The following is a 5,358-nucleotide window of genomic DNA, read 5'->3' as shown; positions in this document are numbered from 1 at the left end:
GGCCAGACGTTTGCACCGCTGTTCGCGGAAAGCGTTCATGCCCCAGCGCGTGATGGCGTAAAACAGCAGCCCGAAGGCGAGCCCGAGCGGAACCGCGCCTATCAGCATCGGTTCAAGGACCGGTTTCCACAATTGCGCGAAGGAGAGGTTGTGCAACATCTCGCCCAGATGTGCCGGCGGCCCATGCGTCGGCAAGCGGTCATGCAGGATGAGCTTGCCCGTTTCCCACGACGCCCCCCATAGCAACGGGAAGGTCAGGGGGTTGCCGAAAAAAACCGCGCCGAGAGCGGCCGCCACCAGATTGCCGGCGATCACCCAGCACAGGAGGGCAGCGATGATGAAATGGAAACCGACGGGAAAGAATGAAGCGAAGACCCCCGCTGCAACGCCGGCCGCCACCGCATGCGGTGTGGCCTTCAGCCGCAGGATGCGCTTGGAAAAATACTGAAGCGAGCGCGAAAATGAGCGGCGCGGCCAAAGGTAGGTACGCACCCGCTCATAAAGGCCATCAGGCTTGCGGCGTCGAAAAAGCACTCTGTTCCCGTTCCACGGCTCCCGCAACGGCACCTTAGCCGGGCGTGGTAGCCACATCTTGCGCTTGACGATCACCCAATGGCAATCGCAAGCATGATATAACGACGCGCTGACAGAAGAACAACCAAGCACCGTCTGTCCGATGCGCACTCGTCGCCGCCCCTCGGGGTGGTTCATGCTTCGAACATTGGACAATCGCGGCGAATTTAAGGAAAACTGGCAGTCGCTTTTTCGAAGAGCACCAGCGCTACGGCAGGTATTCGCTGACCTCGACCAGATTGCCGTCCGGGTCGCGGAAATAGACCGACATCATCGGACCGCGGGCCCCGACACGTTCAACCGGACCGAGTTCCACCGCCACACCATTGGCCGCGAGCCGGGCACGGACCTCATCCAGTGGCCCGTCCGTGACCAGGCAGAAATCGCTCGAGCCCGGAGCCGGCGACTTCGCCTTCGGCTCGAAAGTGCGGCCGACCTCATGCACATTGATCTTATGGATACCGAAAGCCAGCGCCGTCGGCCGATCCGCCGCGTCGATGCGCTCAAAACCCAGCACGCGCTGGTAAAACTCACAGGTCACTTCCAGCGAAGCGACCGTCAGCACGAAATGATCGATGCCGGTGATCATTTCCAATTTGTCTTCACGCATGTCGCTTTCCCCAAAACCGCCGCACACTGTTGGGCGAAAAAAATGCCCCGTCAGATGTTGCGGCTGCCGGGCTTGATCGCCGGGATGGCGGCAAGCTCCGGCGGCAGCCGGTCGGCCGGATAGGCCGGGACCTCATACTCGGCCAGCGCGATGAGCGGCACACCGACATCGGTCTTGCCAGCCGAACGGTCGATGATGCAGGCCGCGGCCACTACCTCGGCGCCAAGATCGCGCAGGCACTCGATGGTCTCTCGGATCGACAGGCCAGTGGTGACGATGTCCTCGACGATGACGACACGCGAACCCCTGGCGATCTCGAAGCGGCGCAAGCGGAACTCGCCGCCTTCCCGCTCGACCCAGATCGCCGGCACGCGGAGATGGCGCGAGGTCTCGTAGGCTGGGATCAGCCCGCCGATCGCCGGGCCGACGACATAGTCGATCTTGCCGGGCACGCCTGCGCGGATTTTCTCCGCCAGCGCCTTGCACAGTAGCTCGGTCTTGTCGGCATGCATGAACACGCGCGCCTTCTGCAGGAAGACCGGACTGCGCAGGCCCGAGGTCAAAATGAAATGCCCTTCCAGAACAGCACCCGCCTCGCGGAAAATGCCCAGCACTTCATCGGTGTTCATTTCTGCCTCTTTTTGATTGACCATGACTTTGTCCGAAACCGGAGCATGATCTAGCCATTTACGCGTCTTGCGTCGCTGACGCTCGAATTGTCCTTGAGCTGCGACAGCAGCCGGTTGAGGTGCTTGAGATCCCAGACTTCGAGATCGATCAGCATTTCGGTGAAGTCGGGCGCAGTGCGCACCATCGACAGCGTATGGATATTGGCGTCGTTCGAGGCAACCACCTGCGCTATATCGGCGAGTGACCCCGGCGCGTTGATGGCGGTGACCGAGACACGCGCCGGAAAGCGTTCCTTGGTGCGCTCATCGATGTCCCAGCGCACGTCGATCCAGCGCTCGGGCTGGTCATCGAACGCCTGCAGCGCCGGCGACTGGATCGGATAGATGGTGATGCCGGTGCCCGGCTGGACGATGCCGACGATGCGATCGCCAGGCACTGCCCCTTCCGGCGCGAAACGCACCGGCAGATCGCCGCGCACGCCGCGAATCGGCACGGCGCCATCGCGTGGCTGGTCCTTGTCCTTGCGCGCGGCACGACCCGGAATCTGGAACAACATGCCGGCGGCATTGCGGATCTTCGACCAGCCCTCCTCGCGCGGCTTGGGGACGGCCGTAGTGACGCGCTCATCCTTGTAGTCGGGGAATACCGCCTTCATGACGTCGGTGGAGGCGAGCTCGCCGCGCCCGACGGAGGCCAGCACATCCTCGATGTCCTTGCGCGCCAGCCTGTGCAGCACCTGCTTCAGGCTCTCCTTGGTGAAGGTCTTGCCGGCACGCTCGAAGGCGCGTTCCAGGATGCGGATGCCGAGACCCGAATATTGCTTGCGGATGGCGTTCTTGGTGGCACGGCGGATGGCCGAGCGCGCCTTGCCGGTGACGACGACCGATTCCCATGCCGCCGGCGGCACCTGCGCCTTGGAGCGGATGATCTCGACCTCATCGCCGTTCTTCAGCTCCGTCATCAGCGGCATGATGCGGCCGTTGACCTTGGCACCGACGCAGGTGTCGCCGACATCGGTGTGCACCGCGTAGGCGAAATCGATCGGCGTCGCGCCGCGCGGCAGCGCAATCAACATGCCTTTCGGGGTGAAGCAGAACACCTGGTCCTGGAACAGCTCCAGCTTGGTATTTTCGAGGAAATCCTCGGGATTGTCGCCCTCGGCAAGCTGCTCGATGGTGCGCCGCAGCCAGGCGTAGGCGTTGGTTTCCTTCGAAATCGCGTGGGCGGCGCCATTCGTCTTGCCGCCGGTGTCCTTGTAGATCGAATGGGCAGCGACGCCGTATTCGGCGATCTTGTTCATCTCTCGGGTGCGGATTTGCAGCTCGACACGCTGGCGCGACGGGCCGACGATGGTGGTGTGGATCGACCGATAATCGTTCTGCTTCGGCGTCGAGATGTAGTCCTTGAAGCGGCCGGGCACCATCGACCACGCGGTGTGGATGGCGCCAAGCGCCCTGTAACAATCCTCGACCGTGTCGACGACGACGCGGAAGCCGAAAATATCCGAGAGCTGCTCGAAGGACAGCGCCTTGGCCTCCATCTTGCGGAACACCGACCACGGCTTCTTCTGCCGGCTCTTCACGCCGGCGTTGATCGCATGCTTCTCGAACAGCGTGGACAGCGCCTTTTCGATGTCCGTCAGCACGCCCTTGTTGCGCTCGAAGATTTCGGCAAGCCGTGCGGTGACGGCGCGATAGGCTTCCGGATTGATGAAGCGGAAGGCGATCTCTTCCAGCTCCTCGCGCATGCCTTGCATGCCCATGCGGCCGGCCAGCGGCGCGTAGATATCCATCGTCTCCTCGGCGATGCGCAGGCGCTTGGCCTCCGGCATGTGGTCGAGGGTGCGCATATTGTGCAGGCGGTCGGCGAGCTTGACCAGCAGCACGCGGACATCTTCTGAAATCGCCAGCAGAAGCTTTCTCAGGTTTTCCGCCTGCTCGGCCTTCTTCGAGACGAGATCGAGCTTCTTCAGCTTGGTCAGGCCCTCGACCAGCTTGCCCATTTCGGGGCCGAACAGATCGTCGATCTCAGCCCGTGTGGCGGTCGTGTCCTCGATCGTGTCGTGCAGCAGGGCGACCGCGATCGTCGCCTCGTCCATATGCATCTCGGTGAGGATGGCGGCGACTTCGAGCGGGTGCGAGAAATACGGGTCGCCGGAAGCGCGCTTCTGGTGGCCATGCTTCTGCATGGCATAGACATAGGCCTTGTTGAGCAACGCCTCGTTGACGTCAGGCTTGTAGCGCTGGACGCGCTCGACAAGCTCATACTGACGCATCATGGGCGGGATCTCGCAGCGGTGAAATGAATCATGCGCCGCACTGCTGTACGGCGCATGTCATAGATAGCCACGAAACTGCCAGGACGGAAGTGCCGGATGCTTGATCCAGGCTCTTAGTAGTCGTCGCTTTTTTCCGGTGGCACCAGACCCTCGATGCCGGCCAGGAGATCTTCCTCGGTCATGCGGTCGAAGGTGATGTTCTCCTCGGCGTCATCGGCGTCGGTGGCAGCAACGGCGGTGCCGGTCTGATCGGCAATCGCCTCGCCGTCGGCCTCGGGCTCGTCGACCTCGACATGCTTCTGCAGCGAATGGATCAGATCTTCCTTGAGGTCGTCGGGCGACAGCGTCTCATCGGCGATCTCGCGCAGCGCCACGACCGGGTTCTTGTCGTTGTCACGCGGCACGGTGATCGGCGCGCCCTGGCTGATCTGCCGGGCACGGTGGCCGGCAAGCAGCACCAGTTCGAAGCGGTTGTCGACCTTGTCGATGCAATCTTCAACGGTTACGCGGGCCATGGATTGCCCCTTTCATGCGATGGATTTGATGGAAAACAGGCGCGGTCCATAACCCGAACGCCGCCAAAATACAAGCATCATGGCAATGGCCGGGCTGCAGGGCGCCCAATCCTTCGTTCAAACACCCGATTCGGCAAAACTGGCTGTGCCTATGTGTTCGGTGTCCCGATCACAATTGCTTGCAGTGCCGCACGCGCCCTTGGATTGCCGTGAATCTGGCGCTATCTCGGATGCGTAGAGGTCAGCCGGTTTATTATGAGCCTGACCGAACGTCGCTATCGCATTTCGTTTAGACGGCCGTTTATTTCGAGAAGGAATATTTTCCATGTTCGACCCTCGTGAAAAAATCGCCCTATTCATCGACGGCGCCAATCTCTATGCGACGTCGCGCGCGCTCGGCTTCGACATCGACTATCGCAAGCTCCTGTCGAGCTTCCAGAAACGTGGCTATCTTCTGCGCGCCTATTATTACACGGCGCTGGTCGAGGATCAGGAATACTCCTCGATCCGTCCGCTGATCGACTGGCTCGACTATAACGGATTCAAGGTGGTCACCAAGCCGGCCAAGGAATTCACCGACTCGACCGGCCGCCGCAAGATCAAGGGCAATATGGACATCGAGCTCACGGTCGATGCGCTGGAGCTCGCCGATGTCGTCGACCACTATGTCATCTTTTCCGGCGACGGCGATTTCCGCACGCTGGTCGAGGCGCTGCAGCGGCGCGGCCGCAAGGTGTCCATCGTCTCGACCA

At 61.7% G+C, this 5,358-nt stretch carries 6 protein-coding genes; 1 reads left to right on the top strand and 5 read right to left on the bottom strand.

The genetic code is table 11. From position 1 onward, the window contains the following. The 5 genes from EN964_RS23110 to rpoZ all read right to left on the bottom strand — a co-directional run. Positions 1 to 534: DUF2062 domain-containing protein (locus EN964_RS23110; RefSeq protein WP_127276760.1), on the bottom strand; the 534-nt coding region annotated here is incomplete at its 3' end. 247 nt (positions 535 to 781) lie between these two features. Next, positions 782 to 1,162: a VOC family protein gene (locus tag EN964_RS23105; protein WP_164749033.1), complete on the bottom strand. Its 381-nt coding sequence runs from the start codon at positions 1,160 to 1,162 to the stop codon at positions 782 to 784. A 71-nt stretch (positions 1,163 to 1,233) separates the two neighbouring features. After that, positions 1,234 to 1,812 (bottom strand): orotate phosphoribosyltransferase, encoded by a 579-nt coding sequence (gene pyrE / locus EN964_RS23100; protein ID WP_127267157.1) that lies wholly within the window; start codon positions 1,810 to 1,812, stop codon positions 1,234 to 1,236. A gap of 50 nt (positions 1,813 to 1,862) precedes the next feature. Beyond that, positions 1,863 to 4,091: a bifunctional (p)ppGpp synthetase/guanosine-3',5'-bis(diphosphate) 3'-pyrophosphohydrolase gene (locus EN964_RS23095; RefSeq protein ID WP_023812864.1), complete on the bottom strand. Its 2,229-nt coding sequence runs from the start codon at positions 4,089 to 4,091 to the stop codon at positions 1,863 to 1,865. Positions 4,092 to 4,204: 113 nt separating this feature from the next. After that, the gene (rpoZ, locus tag EN964_RS23090) at positions 4,205 to 4,606 is read right to left on the bottom strand and encodes a DNA-directed RNA polymerase subunit omega (protein WP_013532591.1); all 402 of its coding nucleotides are present in this window, start codon (positions 4,604 to 4,606) and stop codon (positions 4,205 to 4,207) included. A 325-nt stretch (positions 4,607 to 4,931) separates the two neighbouring features. Between rpoZ and EN964_RS23085 the strand changes: the two genes are divergently transcribed. Continuing rightward, on the top strand, positions 4,932 to 5,358 hold a 427-nt coding region (locus tag EN964_RS23085; RefSeq protein ID WP_164775945.1), incomplete at its 3' end, for an NYN domain-containing protein.

The organism is Mesorhizobium sp. M7A.F.Ca.CA.001.10.2.1 (assembly GCF_003998575.1).
GTDB lineage: Bacteria > Pseudomonadota > Alphaproteobacteria > Rhizobiales > Rhizobiaceae > Mesorhizobium.
This window is presented reverse-complemented; position numbering and strand designations above follow the sequence as displayed.

Excerpts from the sequence above, each read along its gene's own strand:
- EN964_RS23105 (WP_164749033.1), bottom strand. The coding sequence starts at position 1,162 with ATGATCACCGGCATCGATCATTTCGTGCTGACGGTCGCTTCGCTGGAA.
- pyrE (WP_127267157.1), bottom strand. The coding sequence starts at position 1,812 with ATGAACACCGATGAAGTGCTGGGCATTTTCCGCGAGGCGGGTGCTGTT.
- EN964_RS23095 (WP_023812864.1), bottom strand. The coding sequence starts at position 4,091 with ATGATGCGTCAGTATGAGCTTGTCGAGCGCGTCCAGCGCTACAAGCCT.
- rpoZ (WP_013532591.1), bottom strand. The coding sequence starts at position 4,606 with ATGGCCCGCGTAACCGTTGAAGATTGCATCGACAAGGTCGACAACCGC.